This is a genomic window from Shewanella glacialipiscicola (genome assembly GCF_023283485.1).
Lineage (GTDB): Bacteria > Pseudomonadota > Gammaproteobacteria > Enterobacterales > Shewanellaceae > Shewanella > Shewanella glacialipiscicola.
The window spans coordinates 166,446-184,916 of the sequence record NZ_JAKILU010000003.1; the positions used below are offsets into that span (position 1 = coordinate 166,446).

Annotated in this window: 12 protein-coding genes and 2 pseudogenes; 10 read left to right on the forward strand and 4 right to left on the reverse strand. The window is 43.0% G+C overall.

Annotation, left to right across the window (positions count from 1 at the left end; translation table 11 throughout):
- The first annotated feature begins 366 nt into the window (after positions 1 to 366).
- Positions 367 to 2,343, forward strand: a complete 1,977-nt coding sequence (locus tag L2717_RS03775) for a BCCT family transporter (protein ID WP_220774492.1) — start codon at positions 367 to 369, stop codon at positions 2,341 to 2,343.
- Between the two features lie 128 nt (positions 2,344 to 2,471).
- Positions 2,472 to 2,831 carry a YajD family HNH nuclease gene (locus L2717_RS03780; RefSeq protein WP_220774491.1) on the forward strand — a complete coding sequence of 120 codons (360 nt, stop codon included), beginning with the start codon at positions 2,472 to 2,474 and terminating at the stop codon, positions 2,829 to 2,831.
- Positions 2,832 to 2,891: 60 nt separating this feature from the next.
- Here the strand turns inward: L2717_RS03780 and L2717_RS03785 are convergent, their stop codons facing one another.
- A complete protein-coding gene (locus L2717_RS03785) occupies positions 2,892 to 3,125 on the reverse strand; it encodes a DUF1289 domain-containing protein (protein WP_220774490.1) in 234 nt (77 codons plus the stop codon).
- Positions 3,126 to 3,290: 165 nt separating this feature from the next.
- On the opposite strand from L2717_RS03785, the gene L2717_RS03790 reads away from it, so the two are divergent.
- The 5 genes from L2717_RS03790 to oleD all read left to right on the forward strand — a co-directional run bounded on the left by L2717_RS03790 (position 3,291) and on the right by oleD (position 9,988).
- Positions 3,291 to 4,571: a methyltransferase gene (locus tag L2717_RS03790; protein ID WP_220774489.1), complete on the forward strand. Its 1,281-nt coding sequence runs from the start codon at positions 3,291 to 3,293 to the stop codon at positions 4,569 to 4,571.
- A gap of 252 nt (positions 4,572 to 4,823) precedes the next feature.
- Positions 4,824 to 5,873 (forward strand): 3-oxoacyl-ACP synthase III, encoded by a 1,050-nt coding sequence (locus L2717_RS03795; protein WP_220774488.1) that lies wholly within the window; start codon positions 4,824 to 4,826, stop codon positions 5,871 to 5,873.
- Positions 5,874 to 5,966: 93 nt separating this feature from the next.
- A complete protein-coding gene (locus tag L2717_RS03800; protein ID WP_246611788.1) occupies positions 5,967 to 6,914 on the forward strand; it encodes an alpha/beta fold hydrolase in 948 nt (315 codons plus the stop codon).
- Positions 6,914 to 8,719 carry an olefin beta-lactone synthetase gene (gene oleC / locus L2717_RS03805; protein WP_373316159.1) on the forward strand — a complete coding sequence of 602 codons (1,806 nt, stop codon included), beginning with the start codon at positions 6,914 to 6,916 and terminating at the stop codon, positions 8,717 to 8,719. Before L2717_RS03800 ends, oleC begins: the two co-directional genes overlap by 1 nt.
- Positions 8,720 to 8,872: 153 nt before the next feature.
- Complete coding sequence (oleD, locus tag L2717_RS03810; RefSeq protein WP_220774487.1) at positions 8,873 to 9,988, forward strand: 2-alkyl-3-oxoalkanoate reductase; 1,116 nt, start codon at positions 8,873 to 8,875, stop codon at positions 9,986 to 9,988.
- Between the two features lie 41 nt (positions 9,989 to 10,029).
- On the opposite strand, the gene L2717_RS03815 is transcribed toward oleD, so the two are convergent.
- Complete coding sequence (locus L2717_RS03815) at positions 10,030 to 11,778, reverse strand: GSCFA domain-containing protein (protein ID WP_248937985.1); 1,749 nt, start codon at positions 11,776 to 11,778, stop codon at positions 10,030 to 10,032.
- A gap of 378 nt (positions 11,779 to 12,156) precedes the next feature.
- Here L2717_RS03815 and L2717_RS03820 point away from each other — a divergent pair.
- Positions 12,157 to 12,375, forward strand: a pseudogene (locus L2717_RS03820) (DUF3624 domain-containing protein); the annotation flags it as partial.
- A 31-nt stretch (positions 12,376 to 12,406) separates the two neighbouring features.
- Here L2717_RS03820 and L2717_RS03825 read toward each other — a convergent pair.
- Complete coding sequence (locus tag L2717_RS03825) at positions 12,407 to 14,026, reverse strand: peptide MFS transporter (RefSeq protein WP_428847840.1); 1,620 nt, start codon at positions 14,024 to 14,026, stop codon at positions 12,407 to 12,409.
- 608 nt (positions 14,027 to 14,634) lie between these two features.
- On the opposite strand from L2717_RS03825, the gene L2717_RS03830 reads away from it, so the two are divergent.
- The gene (locus L2717_RS03830; protein WP_220775011.1) at positions 14,635 to 15,621 is read left to right on the forward strand and encodes a TerC family protein; all 987 of its coding nucleotides are present in this window, start codon (positions 14,635 to 14,637) and stop codon (positions 15,619 to 15,621) included.
- A gap of 239 nt (positions 15,622 to 15,860) precedes the next feature.
- A complete protein-coding gene (locus L2717_RS03835) occupies positions 15,861 to 17,582 on the forward strand; it encodes a phospho-sugar mutase (protein WP_220775012.1) in 1,722 nt (573 codons plus the stop codon).
- Between the two features lie 395 nt (positions 17,583 to 17,977).
- On the opposite strand, the pseudogene L2717_RS03840 reads toward L2717_RS03835, so the two are convergent.
- Positions 17,978 to 18,451 (reverse strand): annotated as a pseudogene (locus L2717_RS03840) (hypothetical protein).
- Positions 18,452 to 18,471 lie beyond the last annotated feature (20 nt).

Below are 18,471 nucleotides of genomic sequence, written 5' to 3' on the forward strand. Positions count from 1 at the left end.
TATGCTTTAGCGTTTAACATCAAGTTTGATGATTTTTGTGGTATAATTTTTTGGCGACTAATCTAGTCGCCATTTTTTATGCTAAATATACTAATAAAAAATTGTTTTATGCTGAATGCTGTTTTACCTAGCGTTTACGGCTTAGGTTGTTAGATAGCCTTAACTTATAAAGTTATGCGATTAATCTCCTTGTCAGTCTTTACCACGTTTAGCCAGAGTGCATCGTTATAATAAGCCGAGGAAATAAGTCCGTACTACAATTGGATAAACCCACCCCATAAAACAAATTTTAAATATAAGTTTATGCTTATCTCACTGTGTGCTGAGATATTTCGAGAGTGAACTCGCTAGAAATTGGGAGAATCAATGTCGATCAAATCGAGTATTAATCCGCCGGTATTTTATTCATCGGTTTTTTTGATCACTTTAATGGTGATGATTTGCGCGGTATGGCCCACAGAGGCTAATACTATTTTTAAATCAATACAGTCATGGATAGAAACGCAAGCCGGATGGCTTTACATTTTAAGTGTGGCTTTTTTCCTGATTTTTATCCTCTTTGTCATGGTCAGTCGTTTTGGTGATATCAAGCTAGGGCCAGATCATTCAGTGCCGGATTACAGCTATAAAAGCTGGATAGCTATGTTGTTTTCGGCGGGTATGGGTATTGGCTTGATGTTTTTTGGCGTCGCTGAACCTGTGATGCATTATCTTGCACCGCCAGATGCCACGCCTGAAAGTCTCGCCGCTGCGAAAGAAGCGATGAAGATCACTTTCTTCCATTGGGGTCTGCACGCTTGGGCGATTTATGCCGTAGTGGCATTGAGTTTGGCTTATTTCTCTTATCGGCATAAGTTACCTTTATTGCCTAGAAGTGCGCTTTATCCCTTAATTGGTGAGCGTATTTATGGCCCTATTGGCCATACCGTTGATACGTTTGCCGTGCTCGGCACTATGTTTGGTGTGGCGACGTCGCTCGGCTTTGGGGTGTTACAGGTTAACTCTGGGTTGAGTTATCTATTTGAAGGTTTACCCAATAACGCGGTCGTGCAGGTGTGTTTGATTATCGCTATAACCTTGCTTGCAACACTGTCAGTATTTTCTGGCCTTGATAAGGGCGTAAAACGTTTAAGCGAACTTAACCTTGGCCTAGCCATTATTTTATTAATCATAGTATTAGTTCTTGGCCCTACGGTGATGTTACTGCAGGCATTTGTGCAAAATACGGGCGGTTATTTAAGCGATTTAGTTAATAAAACCTTTAACTTGTATGCCTATCAACATAAAGAAGATTGGCTCGGAGGTTGGACTTTGCTCTATTGGGGCTGGTGGATTTCGTGGTCACCTTTTGTCGGTACCTTTATTGCACGCGTGAGTCGCGGACGTACCATTCGTGAGTTTTTGATTGGGGTATTATTTGTGCCATCGACGCTGACCTTCCTTTGGATGACAGTGTTTGGTAACTCGGCGATTGATTCGATCATGAATCACGGCGCTAAGTATCTTGCTGATGCGGTCAATACCGACGTGTCAGTGGCGTTGTTTGTATTTTTTGAGCACATGCCGTTCCCAACATTACTCTCGGGGATTGCGATTTGTTTAGTGGTCACTTTCTTTGTCACCTCATCTGATTCGGGATCGTTAGTGATCGATAACCTAACCTCCGGTGGCGATAGTAATGCTCCTGTGTGGCAGCGCGTTTTTTGGGCGTTATTACAAGGTGTTGTCGCATCAGTATTATTACTAGCTGGTGGTTTACAGGCGCTACAAACCGCGGCTATCGCCAGTGCTATGCCGTTCTTAGTGGTGATGCTGTTCATGTGTCTGGGCTTATTTAAAGCCTTGAAGAATGATTGGCTGAAAATTAATAGCGTGCAGCTACACAATACCAGTGTGCAATATGCCAAGACAAACATGAGCTGGGAGGAACGAATTGGCGTACTAGTCTCGCATCCAACCCATGAAGAAGCGCAGTATTTCTTAAATAATGTTGCAACGCCTGCGCTATCAAAGGTGTGCCAACATTTTATGGCTAAGGGGATTGCTGCCGATCTTGAATATTTAGATGGACGGGTACGACTGGTGATCAGCAATGAGCTGAACTTGCCTTTTGTCTACGGTGTACGAACGCGTTGCTTTGAAATCATTAACCCAGTTGGGACTGAAATCGAGCAGGGTGATACCTTGTATTACCGCGCTGAAGTCTACTTAGAGCAAGGTGGTCAGCATTATGATGTGATGGGCTATACTGAAGACCAAATCCTCGCGGATGTGGTGACTCAGTATGAAAAATACTTGCACTATTTACATTTGTCTAATGCCGACCAAGGTCATGTGACCTAATTTTATTTAGCCTACTAAGGCTAAATCTCAAGCCGTATTACCCTATAAAGTGCGGCATATATTGCCCCAAGTGATAACAGCGATTATCCTTGGGGCAATTTTTTAGGGTTTGTTTTAGGAATGTCACTATGTCAGTACCAGGCCAGAGTAAATTAGACAAAGTATTAGCCGATGCGAGAGAGTACAAAGCCAAACGTGAAGGTGGCTATCGTGAACAGGCTCTAAAACTCTATCCTTGGGTATGTGGTCGCTGTACCCGTGAGTTTACGCCTAAAAATTTAAGTGAATTGACTGTCCACCACAAAGATCATAATCACGATAACAACCCGTCAGACGGTTCAAACTGGGAGCTATTGTGCCTGTATTGCCACGATAACGAACATTCCCGCTTTGAAGAACTGATCCGTTACGGTGGCACCACTGAAACTAAGCAAGCGGCGGCCACTTATAATCCTTTTGCTGACTTGAAATCGCTGCTAAAAAAGTAGCTTTTTATGATGTGAGCGATAGATTGCTAGCGTTAAGGCCGATAGGTTAATTAGCGGGATTTAATCTTTGGTGATTAAACGCGCTTCGGCGGCGAGCCATTTTTCGCGGCTTAAAATATGTTGGTTTTCATGACCTTCTAATGCGACTTTACGGGCTGGTAATTGTGCGCAAATCGCGGCTTGTTGCGCTTCGTTGGACGTGCGCCAACTCACTATTTCATCGATATGCCTAAAGCAACCCATGCAATAGTCGTCATCATTTAAACCGCAGCGTGCAACGCAAGGTGAAAGCATAGGTGTCCTCTGAGGACCTTATCGCTATAACGTTAAGGTTTCAGTTAACTAGTATGGTTGAGTGTCTAACGTGGCGCGATACTAACATTTTTTCGTATAAAGTCATCTTTAAGGCGCATTAACTTGGCCTAAAATAAGACAAGTATTTTTGACACTGGGCATGACGTGAATCAAGATAATCTGCAGCAACAATTCACTTACTCACAGCAATTTAGCAAACTTAATCAGTTGCTTGAAAAGAGTACTGCTCTGTGGCAAGTGCGTGCATTTGAAGTGTTCGCTTTACCTTGGGCACAGGATTTTCCGCAGTTGGCCACCGCTGTGTGGGCGCTGGCAGACGATGAGCTTGATGGGCTCGATGCCGAGCAATCTATACTGGTTAAGGCACTAACACCGGCATTAAGCAAAGATCTTAAGGCGTTAGGCCAAGACTGGGATTTATCATTACTCACTAACCCCATTACCGCTGCAGATAAAATACTTGTTGTTGATGAGACGCAGGTTAACGGTTTATCCATTGATGATGAAACGCATTTTAGTGCGCACATTAAAGGTCGTAAATGGCAGCAAATTACTGCGTTTGTGCAACATTTACCTGATCTTAATTTATCTGTACTGGAATGGTGTGCAGGTAAAGGCCATTTAGGCCGCTTGATAGCCAAGGCCCGCGGCGCCGAAGTGGTGAGTCTAGAATGGCAAGCGCCACTGTGTGAGGCTGGCCAAGCCTTTGCCGATAAGTGGCAATTGCCGCAAACTTTTGTTTGCGCCGATGCCTTTGCTATTAACGTCAATACCAATCCATTCACGAGGCAACAGCAAGTCGTGGCACTGCATGCTTGCGGTGATTTGCATGTGAGGTTATTAATGCTGGCGGCCGCCGCGGGCACACAGGCGCTGGCGATTTCTCCCTGTTGTTATCATTTAATTCAAGGCAGTTATTATCAAGCATTGTCAGATATGGCTAAAAAAAGCGCGATAAAACTGAGTCGCCATGACTTACAGCTACCACTACAACAAAGCGTGATTGCCAGTCCTAAACAACAGGCGCTGCGTCATCAAGAAATTGCCTGGCGTTTAGGGTTTGATGCGCTGCAACGTCAATGTCGACAAATTGATGAATACTTACCCTTACCATCGATTAAACAGAGCCAACTCAGCGGCAGTTTCAGCCATTTTTGCCTATGGGCGGCTGAGATTAAAGCGCTTAAGTTAACGCAAAACTGTGATTTTGATGCTTGGCTTGAAGTCGGGTACAAAAGGCAGCAATTAACACGGCGCATCGACCTTGTCGCACATCTATTTCGCGCGGTGCTAGAACAGTGGTTAATCTTAGATCGTGTTTGTTTTTTACAGGAGCAGGGATACGGCGTTCGCGTGGGTGAATTTTGTACAAACAGCGTCACACCAAGAAATGCATTAATTTTAGCGCAAAAAATGGCGACATAATTTAAACTGTCTTAAAGTATACTGTACTGTTATGTTTTTTATGAAGTATTTGCTTACTAGTCTATTTTAAATGAATCAAAGCAAATTCAACTCTGTGGTGTTTAGAACCTGCACTGTGAGACAAGTCTTACACTAAAGGTGGTTTTTTATTGAATCATCGGGCTTTTCTTGTTCAAATGTCGCATTAATGACGAATAACAACTGAAAGCTGACCTTAGGTCAGTCATTCTAGTGAGCGAATAAAACAGTTTCATGAAATATTCCCGCGTATTTATTAATAGCCTGGCCTACGAACTGGCACCTGTTGTGGTTTCCAGTAGTGAGCTAGAGTCTCGTCTCGCTCCTTTGTATCAAAAGTTCCGTATTCCTATGGGACAGCTTGCCGCATTGACTGGGATCACCGAACGCCGCTGGTGGCCTAAAGGGCATCAATTGTCCGACGGTGCCATTAAGGCTGCCCGCAAAGCCATACTTGAAACGGGGATTGATGTTGCTGATTTAGGCGCCGTGGTCTATACCGGTGTGTGCCGCGACCAACATGAACCCGCCACGGCTTGCCGTATTGCGGCCTCTTTGGGGGTGTCAAAAGACACCGCTATTTACGATATCAGCAACGCTTGCCTTGGGGTGTTATCGGGTATTTTAGATATTGCTAACCGCATTGAGTTGGGCCAAATTAAAGCAGGTATGGTGGTGTCATGTGAATCGGCAAGGGACATTGTTGATGTCACTATCGACAACATGCTCGCCGATCCGACCATGCAGAATTTTGCCCAGTCGCTGGCGACCTTAACCGGTGGTTCTGGCGCAGTAGCGGTTATCTTAACCGACGGCAGTTTGCCACTGACCAATGTGCGTCAGCATCAATTGCTCGGCGCATCGCATTTATCGGCACCTGAGCATCACCAGCTATGTCAGTGGGGATTACAGGAAGTGGGGCATAATCTATATCGCGAGTTTATGCGAACCGATGCGGTCACCTTGTTAAAAGAAGGGGTTGAGCTGGCCAAACACACTTGGGATCATTTTCTTGAGCAGCGCAATTGGGTGGTTGATCAAGTTGATAAAGTGATTTGTCATCAAGTCGGTGCATCAAACCGCAGACAAGTGCTTAATGCACTGAATATTCCACCAGAGAAAGAATTCCCAACTTATCAGTTGCTTGGCAATATGGGTACCGTATCTTTACCTGTGACTGCGGCGATGGCGCACGATCAAGGTTTTTTACAGGCGGGCGACCAAGTGAGCTTTTTAGGCATAGGTAGTGGATTAAATTGTATGATGTTAGGCATTAAGTGGTAAAAGCGTTATAGGCCTTTTAATCTTGCACCCTAATATATTTATTCGCTTTAAATAGCGCTCGCGTTCAATAGTATTAAAAAGATAGGAAGCGTTATGTTAGACAATCTGTTGCCTTTTCAACGTCATTTTTTGAGCCGTAATGGCAACAAGCTGCATTATATAAACGAAGGCCAAGGCGAACCTGTGGTGATGGTTCACGGTAATCCTAGCTGGTCGTTTTATTACCGCAATTTAGTCAGCGCTTTAAAAGAGACTCACCAATGCATAGTGCCAGATCATATCGGCTGTGGTTTGTCAGATAAGCCCGACGATAGCGGTTATGATTATACGCTTAAGAGTCGAATTGATGATCTTGAGGCCCTGTTAGATAGCCTAAATGTTAAAGACAATATCACCTTAGTCGTCCACGATTGGGGCGGTATGATAGGTATGGGCTATGCGGCGCGTTATCCTGATCGTATTAAACGGTTAGTGATGTTAAATACCGGTGCTTTTCACCTACCTAAGTCTAAGCCTTTCCCTTGGCCGTTGTGGGTCTGCCGTAATACCTTGTTAGGTACCGTGCTAGTACGTGGTTTTAATGCTTTTTCATCTATTGCCTCCTATGTCGGCGTGAAGCGCCAACCTATGTCTAAATACATTCGTGAAGCCTATGTAGCGCCGTTTAACTCTTGGGCTAATCGGATTTCGACCCTGCGTTTTGTACAGGATATTCCGCTGCGTGAAGGGGACAGAAACTATCAATTAGTCTCTGATATTGCAGCGAGTTTGCCGCAATTTGCCAAAGTCCCAACGTTGATTTGTTGGGGCCTGAAAGACTTTGTATTTGATAAGCATTTTTTGGCCCAATGGCGCCAGCACATGCCGCAGGCAACTGTGCATGAATTTGCCGATTGCGGTCACTACATTTTGGAAGATGCCAGTGATGAAGTCATTCACCACATCAAAGGCTTTATGTCTGAAGATGGGGCTGTGATAGAAACGGCAGATGTAGACAGTTCAAATTCTAAAACGGCAGCGACTGAACAGGTCAACGGTTAATGTCGACGTTGTTTGCGACTGATGCTGCGGTTTTGGCTCAATCCATATCCTTACCGAGCATGGCATCACCCGTTTTAGTCGAGAGTCATGCCAATATTTGCCGCCACCTTAAACAAGCGGCCCATGCAATACCCCATCATCTTGCGGTGGCAGTGCAACAGGCGCATGGCGCATCGGTGGCGAATTTACGTTATAGCGAGTTAGATTTCCTTAATCTAGATAAGCAGAGCGATACCATCGCTTTTGCGCTTAATGCCCATGGTATTGAACGCGGCATGAAGGCTGTGCTGATGGTGACTCCAAGCCTCGATTTTTTTGCCTTAACCTTTGCACTGTTTAAAGCCGGTATCATCCCCATTCTGGTGGACCCGGGTATGGGCATTAATAATCTTAAACAGTGTTTTGAAAAAGCGTCGCCCGATGCCTTTATTGGTATTCCTAAGGCCCATGTTGCCAGACGATTATTTGGTTGGGGTAAGGGCAGTATTCGATCATTACTCAATGTGGATGGCGGTAAAGTTGACCTAGCCGCTAAGCTGATGAAGATACTGACTGGCTCGATAAGTTTATCGACCTTGCTGCAATACACCTCAACGAAAAACACCTCAACGCAACACATTGAATATCCAATGGTGATGCTAAAGCCTAATGAAATGGCGGCGATTTTATTCACCAGTGGCAGCACAGGTACGCCAAAGGGCGTTGTGTACAGTCATGGGATGTTTGAAGCGCAAATTCAAGCGCTTAAAAATGATTATGGTATTACCCACGGTGAGCGCGACTTAGCCACGTTTCCGTTATTTTCGCTGTTTGGCCCGGCGCTTGGAATGGCATCTATCGTGCCGCATATGGATGCCAGTAAACCGATTACCGCTAATCCCGAATTCCTGTTTGCAGCGATTGAAAAATATCAATGCAGTAATATTTTTGTAAATCCTGCTTTATTAGAGCGTTTAGGCCGTGCAGGCCAACAAAAACAACATAAGCTACCCAGCGTACAGCGGGTTATTTCAGCCGGTGCACCTGCGACTATCGCCTCTATTGCCCGCTTTAAGCAAATGCTTAACCCAGATGTGCTGATTCTCAACTCTTACGGTGCAACTGAATCGCTGCCCATTAGCATGATTGCCAGTAATGATTTATTTACCACCACAGATATCACAGATAACGGCGGCGGCATTTGTGTTGGGCGCGCGATTGACGGCGTGACGATTGGTATTATTGGCATAAGTGAAGATGTCATCCCTCTATGGAATGAGGCATTGCTGCTTAATTGCGGCGAAATCGGCGAGATTGTTGTGCAAGGGCCTATGGTGAGCCATGCCTACTATCAGCTCGATGGCGCGACAGCGATAGCTAAAATTTGGGACACCGAAAATAACAGCGTAAGGCATCGCATGGGCGACTTGGGTTATCTGGATGATCAAGGCCGATTATGGATGTGTGGTCGTAAGACCCACAGAGTCGATGCCACTCGTAAAGGACAGTTTGCGAAACGCTATTATTCTATTCCTTGCGAGCGCATTTTTAATACGCACCCTAATGTAAAACGTTCGGCATTAGTGGCGGTAACGGTAGCGAACGAGATAGAACCATTAATCTGTATCGAGCTTGATAGGTCACTGGTATGCAATAAAAGCCAGCAGCTATATCAAGATCTCGTCACTATTGCCGAGCAATTTGCTCAAACTCAGGGTATAAGACGCTTTCTTATTCATCCTGATTTTCCTGTTGATATACGGCATAACGCCAAAATTTTTAGAGAAAAATTAGCCGTTTGGGCGCAATCACAAACAAAGGGTTAATGTTAACCTCAGCGATCTTCTGCCTGCCTTTTTACGCTATAGTCTGTGCCCATGTTAACTAAGCTTGCTTAACTTCTTAGCCTTTATGCTTATTTTGTAAATGCTTACACAGACTTTTAAGTCTCATATTAATGAGCAGAAATGGATATCTAAATGACGATAGACCCAATTAATAGTACGGCGCTAACGCAGTATCATGCACTTGAGCAAACCGCACTTAAGCAGCTCGCCCTTAAGGTGTCGCACGCCTTTGTAACAGGCGCGGGGGGATTTTTAGGTAAAGCTATTTGTGTACGCTTATTAGCTGCGGGTATTAAGGTTACTGGCTTTGCACGCGGCCATTACCCCGAACTTGAAGCGCTAGGCGTGATTATGCATCAAGGAGATTTAGTCAATAAAGAGGCACTGCAACAGGCGATGCAAGGCTGCGATATGGTGTTTCATGTTGCTTCTAAAGCAGGTGTTTGGGGCGATAGAGATAGTTATTTTTGCCCTAACGTCAAGGGCGCTGCTAATGTGCTTGCTGTTTGTAAGGCATTAAAAATAAATAAGTTAGTCTACACAAGTACGCCGAGCGTGACCTTTGCGGGACAAGATGAATCCGGTATTGATGAATCTACGCCCTATGCAACATCATTCCTTAATTATTATGCCCATTCCAAAGCTATCGCCGAAAAGATGATACTGGATGCTAATCAAGTGAGTGATACCGCGACTGCGAATACTGATATAGCTCAAATGCCTTATGCGCTGAAAACCGTCGCACTACGACCACATTTGATCTGGGGCGCTGGCGATCCTCATTTGGTGCCTCGAGTACTAGCGCGTGGCCGTTTAGGTAAGCTAAAACTGGTTGGGCATGAAGATAAGCTGGTCGATACTATCTACATTGATAACGCTGCTTACGCCCATGTACTGGCGGCGCTTGAGTTATGCGAGCCCCAGCCTAAGTGTCAAGGTAAAGCCTATTTTTTGAGTAACGATGAGCCGATCACTATGGCAAAAATGCTCAACCTGATTCTGGCCTGTGATGGTTTACCTCCTGTGACAAAACGGGTTTCTAAATCAGTCGCTTATGTGGTAGGCGCAGTATTAGAAAGTGTATATTTGCTGCTAAAGAAGCAAGACGAACCCATGATGACGCGCTTCGTTGCACGGCAGTTATCCTGCAGCCATTATTTTGATATCAGCGCAGCCAAGCGAGATCTCGGCTATGGTGCACTAGTCTCTATCAATGAAGGGATGGCAAGGCTTAAAGCATCATTGTAGTAAGCCAATGAGGACTTTATGAGTCCTCATTGGTATGAGTTTTAGGTGTTTTCAGAGATAATCTTTAATAACTTATTTGCTAGCCATTTATAATATAATGAATTTCCGTGGATCCAATCATGCGGAGCATCTGGAGTGCCGATATCTGAGGCGTACATCATTGGAGTATCAATTTCATCATCGAATGTTTTTGCCGCATTAAAAAATAAAATATCAAACTGTGACCACAAGTATTCAATTGCGTCAAAGTAAGAATATATTAGTCCTACCATTGAGTGCGATTCTTCAAAGTGACGAGAGAATGGTGGATCAGAAACCACGATAACAGTATGTCCTCTATCCTTCATTGCCAATAATATTGAAAGTTGTTGTGATTGGTCTTCATGAAAAAAATCGACATAATTTTGCAGAGTAATATTCTTAATATCTGCATCTTCTTGTTTCTGAAGCCATGTGAAAAATCTAGCGACTGTTTGATGAGTTTGTAAACCAATATTTGAGATAATAACCGACTTTTCTTGAAAGTGAGATTCCTCATGTGCCTGTAGATTTTTCAATATAGGTGCATAAAGCTGGCGTGAGGCGGCGTTTTCTAGTGGTACAAAATATTCAGTTGGGCATATTGAGAATTTGCCTTGAGCAAATCCTGAACCATTCATTACCATACCGCCAGTAAACGTAACCTTCATTTCCATGAGTGCTGTAGCTAACTTACCCATGTGGCTATCACCGAGTAATGTTAATTTATTTACTGTGGTGTGATTTAAATTACTCGGTAGTTTGTTTAATGCCTCTAAACGTTCTTCATCACAAACGGTTTCTTCGTGCTGCTCTTTCTTGTTTTTTTGTGATGAATGTATTTCACCATTAGAAAATGCTGATTTGAAGTGGCTCATAACATATTCAATCGCATCATTTGACACAGTTCTTCGATTCGCATTAAATCTAAAATCATCAACATTATTGACGGTTATAATTTCAAATGATGGGAAATAGTCAAAAAAATCATCATTATCAGATAGGTAACCAACAACAGCTCGTAGTACTGATTTAGAGTATTGGTTTGCTACAAGAATATGTTTATCTGATGCTGTTGCTGTAAGAGGGACGGGAGATACTGTCAAAATTATTTTAATTTTTGGGTTGATATGTTTAATTATATCTTTTATTTCTAATAAATCAGATTGTATTTCATTATAATTAAATTCATGAAAAGAAAAAATATTCTCATTAAACTCTCCTGCTATAACCCCAGGGCAACTCGGGTAAAAAATATTATCTAAATCTTTCCAAGCCTCAGTTAAACCTAAAGTAAATATAAGCACGTTAGTGTTTTTTAACGTATCTAACAGCTCATTTTTTGCTGCATTCCTCGAGTCTTGCAATGTATCTTCCGAGTCAAAGCCTTCAGGGAAAACACTCGGTCTAAGTAAATCAAGGTAACGTCCCATTTTTTCATCATAATAAATATCGAATTCATTATTTGAACGGCTTGATTGCAACCATTGTAGTAAACATCTAGGGGTATATACATTGCCAAAAGCAAAGCTTGATATTTGCTTTTTATCAAGTTGACTACGGTTAAATGAATAATCATTCTCGAGTAACCATTTCCCAACATGTTGAGCAAAACATGAGCCTATAGATGATATTTTACTATCTTCTTTTGATATAAGTAGGCTATGAATTGACTTAAATGGTTCATCTCCTAAGTTAACTTGTGCAACACCCGTTTTCCAAAAGAATTTTTCTGCTTTTTCACTATAGGGAGTAATGGGCTGTGTGGTCATAAGATAACTCCATTTTGAAATATTTAATCAATAAAATTTATAAACACTCAGGAATTATATAAAAATAGAAATTATTTATACTTAACTCGAAAGCTTTTTAGGTATTTAATCATAAAAATCATGACAGAAATGAATAATGATTAAATTAGTGTTGACTCATCTGTTGGTTTTTGGCATTTAGGAATGATGTTTTACTGTTACATTTATATTCTATCATTCTAAACGTCAACGTTGTCCTTAAGGTATATATGATGTAAGAGACTAACTATAGAGTTCGTTTATGTTGTCTTACTTTACAATAGATATTATAGAAGCAGTAGCTATTGTGCTGATAAAAGTTAAATCTGGAGATTTTTTAGGTAAAAACATGATGAGCTTTGTATAAGGCAATTAACGGTTTTGTCGGTAATCAGTTGGCCGCTGTGGTGGTTTCTTTATCGTGATACGCCGCGGGAAGTGAATTCGATTGCCTTACTGTTCTTCTGCAGTGTTTTTACTGGGTTACTTGCCTTACTGTTCTTCTGCAGTGTTTTTACTGGGTTACTTGCCTTACATCTTATTGTCTTGGCTTACCGTCGCCTCAGAGGGCGAGAGTAAGCCAAGTTTTCTTTCTTTTTAATTCTTATACTTAACTTACCGCTGTTTTTTCATGCATCATTCTCTTCATGAGTGGCGCTAGGGCGAAGAAAACGCACGCCATCACTACGCCAATTTGTGCTGAAAAGATAAACAGTTGCTCATACAATGCCATGGCACTCGGTACGTCACTTATCGTACCGCCTTGAGTATCAATTGCGGCGAGTTTGTTTAATTCGGCGGCTAATATTTCAGAATAAGAAGTCCCGAGAAACCAAGCGCCCATCATCACGCTGACAACGCGTTTGACTGAAAGCTGAGTTACGGCAGATAAACCGATAGGTGATAGCAATAACTCACCGATTTCTAATATAAAATACGCTGCAACTAAAAACCAAATACTTACAAAACCACTGCTTAGCGGCATTTGGATCCCAAGCACTAATACCATAAAAGATAACCCCGCGAATAAAATGCCGAGTGCCGTTTTAACCGGTTTGCTTGGATCGCAGTTTTTACGCGCAAGGGCAGGCCATAGCCAAGCGAAGATGGGCGATAAGCTGATCACAAAGAAGGCGCCGAGGAAGGTTAGTTGCCCCGCACTCCATTCTAGCCCCAGCATATTACGGTCCATTACACGGTCCGAAAATGCCACCCAAGAGCCATAGGTTTGCTCATATAATGCGAAGAAAACCAAGCCTGCGAGGATAAATAGCAGTAAAGCTGACATCTGTTGACGTTCAATCGGATTACAGTGTTTGACCATAAACCAGCCAATACCCAGAGTAAGGAGTAGTGATACTGAATGCAGGAACCAGATCACAGGACTGACGGCTGGCAATAAACTGCTGATAGAAAGCACAAGAGAATGGGTTTGAATTAATCCCCAAACCAGCACAACACTACCGATGGCACTTAAGTAAATCCATTGCTCTGTAGTGATACCGGCGGTTTTCTTTAAAATCTGCGCGGGATCTCTTGGTTCTGCGTAACCCTGTAGGTGTTTTTTGCCACGAATAAATACGATGAGTCCGACTAACATGCCTAAACCCGCTAGACCAAAACCATACTTCCAACCATAGGTTTCACCTAAATAAGCGCAAATTAATGGGGCTAAGGTTGCGCCTAAGTTGATACCTGCATAGAAAATGGTAAAGCCAGAATCACGCTTGGGGGATGTCGCTGGATAAAGCTGGCCGACGATGGTAGAAATGTTGGGCTTTAAAAAACCAACGCCGACAATGATTAAGGCCAACGATAGATAAAAAACCTGTAGTGCTTGTTCATCCCGCTGAACTTCACCAGCGATAATCACCGCTTGGTGGCCTTCATAGGCCATACCCAAGTGGCCGAGCACTAATAACACACCGCCGAAGATGACCGCTTTGCGCATGCCAATATAACGGTCGGCTAATAAACCACCGACCACAGGCATGGCATACACTAATGCACCGTAGGCACCAATGACGTTATAGCCAAACTCATCGGTAAACAGATGATATTTAATGAGATAAAGAAACAGTAACGCTTTCATGCCATAGAAGGAGAAGCGTTCCCACATTTCGGTAAAAAAACAGACATACAAACCTTTAGGGTGCCCAAACAGCATTTCAGGTTGGTGCGAATGGTATGTGTTTGGTATTAGGTGCAAAGGATTTTGTTCTAGTGACACTTAAAACTCCCATTGCTGGCGCTTTATGCGCCGAGCCGTTATTGATTCATTTTATCGTAATGAATTTTATTAATTATTTTTCATTATTTATGGTTATTGCAGTGCTGTTGATTGCTGAAAGACGGCGCTGTAGCTGCAGTTAATCACACTCGGCTGGCATGGAACAGTCAAGGGGCTTGAAAGTGAGAAATATTTTACCTATATATCGATTATGACCATTATTTAATGCATTGTTTTTGTGGTGATAAACCATACTAAATGCTTAAATTTATTCATTTTCAGTTAATAAATCAGTGTTAAATAGTGGACAGAATACCGCAGCCAAAATATGAGTGCGATTAAGTTTGTAGTCTCTTAATGACGGAGTTCAGTCCTAAATATGCTCAGTTAGCGTGATGATCCTTTTATGCTTATCTAGATTTATTTCCTGAGAATAAACAGAATAAAGAATGCCGAAGTGCGATATTGCTAGAGGAGTAACAATAAGTGACCGCAGCTTAAATCGTATGCCGGTTCTAATAGAAGGAGCTGCCGGACTCAATGTAATGTTTTATAACATCAATATTCAAAATCTACATGCCGAACGTTATGTGTAATTAAGGAAAATTATGGAATTTTTTACTAGCCTATTTGTGGGTTACCCGCTGTGGGTTTGGTTAATGTTTTTTGGTTTTGTGCTAGCGCTTTTGGCCTTCGATCTTGGGGTATTACACAAAGAGCAGCATGAGATTACTGTGGCCGAGAGTTTAAAGCTTTCTGCTTTCTATATTTGTATGGGTTTATTGTTTGGGGCTTGGCTATGGTGGTACAAAGGGTCGACGGCGGGGATGGAATATCTCACGGGCTACTTGATTGAAAAATCACTGTCTATGGATAACGTATTTGTTATCGCTTTAATTTTTAGTAGCTTAGGTATCCCACGTATTTATCAACATCGGGTGCTGTTCTGGGGCATCATGGGCGTTATTGTACTGCGCGCCATTATGATAGGCCTTGGTGCTATGCTGGTGGCACAGTATCAGGGTGTACTTGTATTGTTTGGGGTATTCTTGATTTTTACTGGCGTAAAAATGCTGTTCTCAAATGATGAACACAGCGATATTCAAGATAACAAATTTTACAAATGGTTACGCACCAAAATGCGCTTTACACCAACACTGCATCAAGAGAAATTCTGGGTACGTGGTGAAAAACATCAATTAACAAAAGGATGGTGGGCAACGCCGTTATTCTTGGCGTTGATTTTAGTGGAAACCGCAGATTTGATTTTTGCGGTAGACAGTATTCCAGCTATTTTTGCGATTACTCAAGATCCCTTTATCGTCTACACCTCGAATATTTTTGCTATTTTAGGTCTACGTGCCTTGTACTTCGCTTTAGCGGCGATGGTGCATCGTTTTGAATACCTCAAATATGCGTTATCAGTGGTGTTAGTGTTTATCGGGGTAAAAGTAGGTTTAGTGTATTTCAATCACGAGGGCATGGTGGACTTTACTATCCCAACCCCAGTGTCTCTAGGAGTCACTTTTGGTCTGTTAGTCGCTGGGGTGTTGTATTCGCTTTGGAAGACGCGTGAGCAAAACATTGAAAAATAACATCCGCTAGAAAGCCTAATAGCTGATGAACTTGAGCCTATTGTTGGTACCTGTAGTGCCATAGTGATTTAGGTCTGAAGGTCAACGTGATAAAAATAGCCGCACTCTCTAGCATGACTTGCTAGAGAGTGCATTTTTTTGCCAAACGTTTAGCTGATTTTAAAATTAATACAAATTAGCTTGTTCTTCGGCGCGGTTTTTTCTAAGGTAATTGCAAATGATTTTCAATGAGGCGCTTTATGAATACCCATCTGCAGTTACAGGTTAAGCATTGGCTTGAAAATGATCCAGACCCACGCACTAAAGCCCAGTTACAAACGTTAATCGATAGCGGTAACGAAGCTGAACTGGCTGCGCGCTTTGCTGGCCGCTTAGAGTTTGGTACCGCAGGCTTACGTGGCGTGGTTGGTGCAGGTCCTATGGGGATGAACCGTCTGGTTATTCGCCAAACCTCGGCAGGCCTTGGCGCTTATCTACTTGATCAGATTAAAGATGCAGCCGAGCGTGGTGTGGTGATTGGTTATGATGGTCGCCACGATTCATTTAACTTTGCCCACGATGCGGCTAGCGTGCTCACCGCCATGGGCATTAAGGTGCGCTTAACGTCCAAAGTGGCGCCTACACCGCTGGTAGCTTTTGGGGTGAAACATTTTAATGCGGCTGCTGGGATTGTGGTGACCGCGAGTCATAACCCGCCGCAATACAATGGTTATAAAGTCTATTGGGAAAATGGTGCGCAGATTATTCCGCCCCACGACTCTGGCATTGCCGCGCAAATTGAGCGTGCTGCCAATCAAGCCATTCCGTTTTTAGAACATGATGACGCGGTAAAACAAGGTAAGTTGACACTCCTGCAAGATAATTTTTACCAAGCCTATCGCAACGGTGTAAAACAAGTTGATGTGCTACAAAATCATACAGCACCCGAAAAAGTTAGCTTAGCCTATACCGCGATGCACGGTGTGGGCGCGGATATGGCTGAAACGGTATTAAAAGATGCCGGTTTTACTCAAGTGTATTCAGTTGCAGCCCAGCGCGAGCCAGATGGCGATTTTCCAACGGTGAACTTCCCTAATCCGGAAGAAAAAGGCGCGATGGATTTAGTCATCGCTGAGGCGAAAAAACACAGCGCTATGCTCGCCTGCGCTAACGATCCCGATGCTGACCGCTTTGCCGTAGCCGTGCGTAAAGACGATGGCGCATACCAGATGCTAACGGGCGATCAAGTCGGTGTGCTCTTTGGGCATTACTTGTTATCTCATGCTAAAGATAATCAGCGACTTACGGGCACCACAATTGTGTCATCTAGCCTGTTATCTAAGATTGCTCAAGGTTTTGGCACGCAAAGCTTTACCACTCTCACTGGATTTAAGTGGTTGATGAATGTGGGGATTGCGAAAACTCAGCCCGAGAACCAATTTCTGTTCGCCTATGAGGAAGCACTTGGCTACACAGTCGGCAGTATGGTATGGGACAAAGATGGCCTGTCGGCGCTGGTGGCATTTGCCCAATTAACTGCCGAGCTTGCAGCCAAAGGGCAAACCATTTGGGACCGACTCGAGCAAATTTACCGCGAGCATGGTTTCCATCTTAATGCGCAGGTTAGCATTGCACTAAAACCTGATACGCCCAATATTGGCGCTTATTTGCGCGAACATCCGCCCGTGAAAATTGGTGAGTTAGATGTCCTCTCAACCGATGATTTAAAGGCCCTTGAGCGCCGTTTTGCCGATGGCCGTGTTGAGAAAATCGATTTACCACCGAGCGATGTATTGACCTATTGCTTAACGGGTGGCGCTCGGGTGATTGTGCGTCCATCGGGCACTGAGCCTAAGATTAAGTGCTACTACGAAGTCGTAGAAAAAATGGACGATGCCGATACCTTAGCCACTGCCCAAGCGAAGGCAGGTAAGACGATGGCTGGCTTTATTCAGGCTCATCAAGCCAGTTTGCCAAAGTAATCTTGGTTGCTGGTTAAGTTAAAACGCCAAAATTCACTTTTATTAAAAGGCTACTGACATCATGCTGTCAGTAGCCTTGTTTTATTCTTGTTGTCGCCCGTTAATGATTCTGTCCTGAATTGTACTAATAAGGTTTGAATCATTAATATTTTTCAACAAGGAGAAAGTGAAAATGTTATCTATTGCACCGTTAGTTTTAGGGGCCTCAGAACTCTGGACTATGGATAGCCGAGAAATTACCTCTAAATTTATTCAATTTCACAACGAAACAGCACTCGTAATAATGGTTATCCTGATAAGCTCGAAAAGAAATGGTTTATAATTTTAATTAAAATCAGTTGCCTAAATATAATTAACGCTACTTAAGATGAAATAATCAATGCCAAGCTACACTTTTATTTGATTTCTTTTTTAAGTTGTTCAATCTGCCGATCGATAGAGGATACCAGCGTGTCAGCCTCTTGGGCTGCAGCAATCTGTTCTTGAGCTAAACTCTGCTGCCAAGTTGCACCGGCTAAGTTATTACTCGCATATTGACGACTCTCACGTAGATTACGCAGCCGTTGATCACGCGCAGTAATAACTCGTTTTCTATCACTTTCTAGCTTGGCAATTTCGTGTGATATACGCTTATTATCAATATAGGTACTGATTTATTTTTTCTTATCTAATGAAGAGTTTAAACCTACGCTTGATTGAGATGCGCTATCACTGCTTTTAATAACGCTACCGATGTCACTTAAATCAACAGGCTGACTATTCTCATCGCATGGGTCGGCTTGATACTTGCCATCAGCACATTTATAGACCTCAGCCGAAACCGAATAAGACAGGAAAACAGAGAGCAGTATTAAAGATTTTCTATCCATAGAGCACCTCAAGTTAGTTG

What these genes read in the sequence shown, in the direction of transcription:
- L2717_RS03830 (WP_220775011.1), top strand. Translation starts at nt 14,635, where the DNA reads ATGGAATTTTTTACTAGCCTATTTGTGGGTTACCCGCTGTGGGTTTGG.
- oleC (WP_373316159.1), top strand. Translation starts at nt 6,914, where the DNA reads ATGTCGACGTTGTTTGCGACTGATGCTGCGGTTTTGGCTCAATCCATA.
- L2717_RS03775 (WP_220774492.1), top strand. Translation starts at nt 367, where the DNA reads ATGTCGATCAAATCGAGTATTAATCCGCCGGTATTTTATTCATCGGTT.
- L2717_RS03780 (WP_220774491.1), top strand. Translation starts at nt 2,472, where the DNA reads ATGTCAGTACCAGGCCAGAGTAAATTAGACAAAGTATTAGCCGATGCG.
- L2717_RS03785 (WP_220774490.1), bottom strand. Translation starts at nt 3,125, where the DNA reads ATGCTTTCACCTTGCGTTGCACGCTGCGGTTTAAATGATGACGACTAT.
- L2717_RS03800 (WP_246611788.1), top strand. Translation starts at nt 5,967, where the DNA reads ATGTTAGACAATCTGTTGCCTTTTCAACGTCATTTTTTGAGCCGTAAT.
- L2717_RS03795 (WP_220774488.1), top strand. Translation starts at nt 4,824, where the DNA reads ATGAAATATTCCCGCGTATTTATTAATAGCCTGGCCTACGAACTGGCA.
- L2717_RS03835 (WP_220775012.1), top strand. Translation starts at nt 15,861, where the DNA reads ATGAATACCCATCTGCAGTTACAGGTTAAGCATTGGCTTGAAAATGAT.
- oleD (WP_220774487.1), top strand. Translation starts at nt 8,873, where the DNA reads ATGACGATAGACCCAATTAATAGTACGGCGCTAACGCAGTATCATGCA.
- L2717_RS03815 (WP_248937985.1), bottom strand. Translation starts at nt 11,778, where the DNA reads ATGACCACACAGCCCATTACTCCCTATAGTGAAAAAGCAGAAAAATTC.